The sequence below is a fragment of the Myxococcus sp. AB025B genome (assembly GCF_006518215.1).
Lineage (GTDB): Bacteria > Myxococcota > Myxococcia > Myxococcales > Myxococcaceae > Myxococcus > Myxococcus fulvus.
In genome coordinates this window covers 1-2,935 of the sequence record NZ_SRLW01000548.1, presented here as the reverse complement: position 1 = coordinate 2,935, position 2,935 = coordinate 1, and the positions used below count along the sequence as shown (strand labels likewise).

3 protein-coding genes and 1 pseudogene are annotated in these 2,935 nt (G+C 73.0%); 1 reads left to right on the top strand and 3 read right to left on the bottom strand.

Features of this window, described 5'->3' with window-relative positions; genetic code table 11:
- The first annotated feature begins 161 nt into the window (after nucleotides 1-161).
- Nucleotides 162-521 (top strand): PilZ domain-containing protein, encoded by a 360-nt coding sequence (locus tag FL311_RS42410; protein ID WP_046710982.1) that lies wholly within the window; start codon nucleotides 162-164, stop codon nucleotides 519-521.
- Between the two features lie 10 nt (nucleotides 522-531).
- Here FL311_RS42410 and FL311_RS42405 read toward each other — a convergent pair whose 3' ends face one another.
- From FL311_RS42405 to tuf, 3 genes and pseudogenes are all read right to left on the bottom strand, one after another.
- A complete protein-coding gene (locus FL311_RS42405; protein ID WP_141333286.1) occupies nucleotides 532-1,191 on the bottom strand; it encodes a TetR/AcrR family transcriptional regulator in 660 nt (219 codons plus the stop codon).
- Nucleotides 1,188-2,300, bottom strand: coding sequence for a saccharopine dehydrogenase (locus FL311_RS42400; RefSeq protein ID WP_141333285.1), 1,113 nt, complete (start codon nucleotides 2,298-2,300; stop codon nucleotides 1,188-1,190). The genes FL311_RS42405 and FL311_RS42400 overlap by 4 nt, the downstream gene beginning before the upstream one ends.
- A 281-nt stretch (nucleotides 2,301-2,581) precedes the next feature.
- Nucleotides 2,582-2,935 (bottom strand): annotated as a pseudogene (gene tuf / locus FL311_RS42395) (elongation factor Tu); the annotation flags it as partial.

Here is a 2,935-nt window from a genome sequence, read left to right as displayed (position 1 = left end):
AAGCCGCGGTGGAGGGGGGCGAGGTCGTCTCCGCGGCCGTGGGCGGGCTGCTCGCGGTGGTGGCGGGGTTGTTCCAGTGACCCACCTGCACGGCGCGTCTGAATCCCCTATGCTCGTGACAGGCCCGTGAGACCCGCCGGATCCTGCCGGGTGGAGCGCCGATGATGAACCCAGCAAGTCAGAAGAGCAGCCTGGCGGATGACCGCCGTTCGTTCCCTCGCCTCCAGGCGCCGCTCTATGCGCGCCCGGCGCGACTGAAGTTCGGGGACAAGCAGCGGGTGCTGGATGCGAGCCTCGGCGGCGTGCGCATCTACTCCGACGACGCGTACACCGAGGGCAGCAACCTGGAGGTGGACCTATTCCTGGGGGACGGCACGACGCTGGAGTGTCGCGCGCGCGTCGCGTGGCTGCGCAAGCTGCCCAAGGACGCGGCGGCCGTCTACGAGGTCGGGCTCGCGTTCATGGACGTCACCCCGGAGGCGCTCGAGCGCCTCAAGTCGGTGCTCGTCGCCGAGGACTGAAGGCGCGCCGTCATTCGGGCGGGGTCGTCCAGTCGGCCCAGAGGGCGCGCAGCTCCTGCTCCAGTCCTGGCACCGCCACGGAGCGCAGGCTGCCGCCGCCGCGGAAGAGGGACAGGCCCTCGAAGAAGGCCATCAACAGGGCGGCTCGCCGCTCACGGCGCGCGGGCGTGAGCCCGGGGGTCAGCGGCGTGAGCAGCTCGACGAGCCCCTCGCGATAGCCCGCGTAGAAGACCCCGAGCGCCTCGGCCACCATGGTGTCCCTCGCGGCCAGGGCCCACAGCTCGGCGAAGAGCTGGAAGTGCCGGGGGGACTCCTGGTCCTCCAGGATGGCGTCCAGCGCGTGTCGCAGCCGCTGGTCGGGGTGCGTGCCCGCGCCGTCCATGCGCTCGCGGACGTGGCGGATGGCGGCCTCCAGGTAGCGCGACAGCAGCGCGCGCACCACGTCCTGCCTGGTGGGGAAGTAGTACTGGAGGTTGCCCAGGCTCAGCCCCGCGCGCTGGGCCACGCCGCGCAGGGCGAGGCCCGCGGAGCCCTCCTCCACGAGGACGTCCATGGCCGCGTCGAGGATGCGCTCCACGCGCTCGTGGCCCTTCGCGTGGACGGCGGTGCCCTGGCGGGGCTTCGCGGAGGGGAGCGTGCCGGGCGGCTTGCTCGCGCGGCGGGGGCTCACGCGGCCACCTTCGACGGGACGGGGGCGGCGCCGACGAGCGACTCGTCGAGGCGCACCTGGACGCCGCACGCGCGCAGCGCCGCGAGGGCGTGCTCGGCGCGGGGCTCGTGCTCGGGGAACCACACGCCGGGGGCGTGCGGCGGCGCGCCGTCGACGCCGAGCAGCCGCTCCACGCCGAGCAGCGCGCCCACGGCCGTCAGGTGGGCCTGGCCCTTGGGGTCGACCACCTCGACCCGGACGCGGCCGTGTTCGCCCACCACGTCCGCGACCCAGGCCGCGTCACCGCCCTTGTTGCTGGTGGCGAGCAGCGCGCGGCGCAGGCGCGTCAGGCGGGGATGCTGAAGCAGCTTGAGCACGCCGAGCCGCTGGAGGACCACCAGGGCCCAGGTGGCGGAGTCCGCGTCGAAGCCCATCCGCGTCGCCACGCCGCGCGCGCCCAGCACCGCGGGCAGCGTGGCCTGCTCGGGGGTGTCCAGGCGGAACACCCGCGTGCTCTTCCCGTCGGAGAAGGTCACCTTCCGTCCATCCGTCAGCGGCAGCACGTGGCGCTCCTGGCCGTCCTCCTTCACCTCGAAGGACAGGGCCAGCCGGTCCATGTACTCGAGGGAGTCCGGTCCCGCCACGTCGGCGAGCGCGAAGCGGATGCCCACGTCCACCTGGGCCAGCGCCCCCACGCGCGCGGCGGCCACGGCGACCAGGCGAGGCACCAGCCCCGCCATCCACGAGGAGCCCAGCAGCACGGGCGCGCGAGGGGGCGTGCCCGACAGGCGCAACATCGCGGAGCGCACGCGCGAGGTCCATCGGGTGATGTCCAACAGCGGCACCCCGGCGCGCGCGGCCCAGACGAGGAGGTGGTCCTCGGGGTCGTTCACCAGGGTGACGACGGCGGCGGGCCTGCCCTTGAGCACGGCCAGCGGGTCCCTGGCGCGGATGTCCATCGCCACGCCCTGGGCCAGCCCGAGCTGGGAGGCGAGCGCGGCGGCCTGCTCCTGCCGGCGTCCGGCGATGACCAGCGGCAGCTTCGGGTGCCGCTCCCGCAGGAGCCGGGCGAGCCGGACTCCCACCACGCCATAACCACCCACCAGGACGACGCTTCCCTCGGACTCCATGACGACTCCCGTGCACGGACACGGACCGTCCGTGCCTCACGGGAGGACGATATAGGTCGCTCGACCTAATTTTCACGACAATCGTCCGGGAGCCGGAGGTGGACGGGGGGAAGGTGTTCCGGACAGGGGGATGGCCCATCGCCATCATCGTCTCGGAGGAGAGCAAAGCAGCCTTGGAGCGCATCAGGGCGACCGGAACGAAGGACACGACGCACCTCTCCTCCCGGCCTCGACAAGGAAGCCAGCAACCCGGTACCTGGAGATGACCGCGAGGGGGCGGCTCAGCAGACCTTCGTCACGATGCCGACGCCCACGGTGCGGCCGCCGTCGCGCACCTCGAAGCGCAGCGTCTCCTCCAGCGCGACGGGGTCGGTGAGCTCCACCAGCAGCAGGAGGCTGTCGCCCGGCTTCCCCAGCCGCTCCCCCTCCAGCAGCTTCACCGCCCCCATCATGTCCGTCCCATGGAGGCAGAACCGCAGGCGGTCATCGTCGAGCAGCACGCCGTGTCGCCCCCCATCGGCCCGGGGCAGCAGGTAGACCCGCGCGATGAACCGGTGGTGCGCGCGGATGCTGCCGGGCCTGGCCAGCACCTGCCCACGCTTCAGGCTCCAGCTCTCCAGGCCACGGACCTGCAC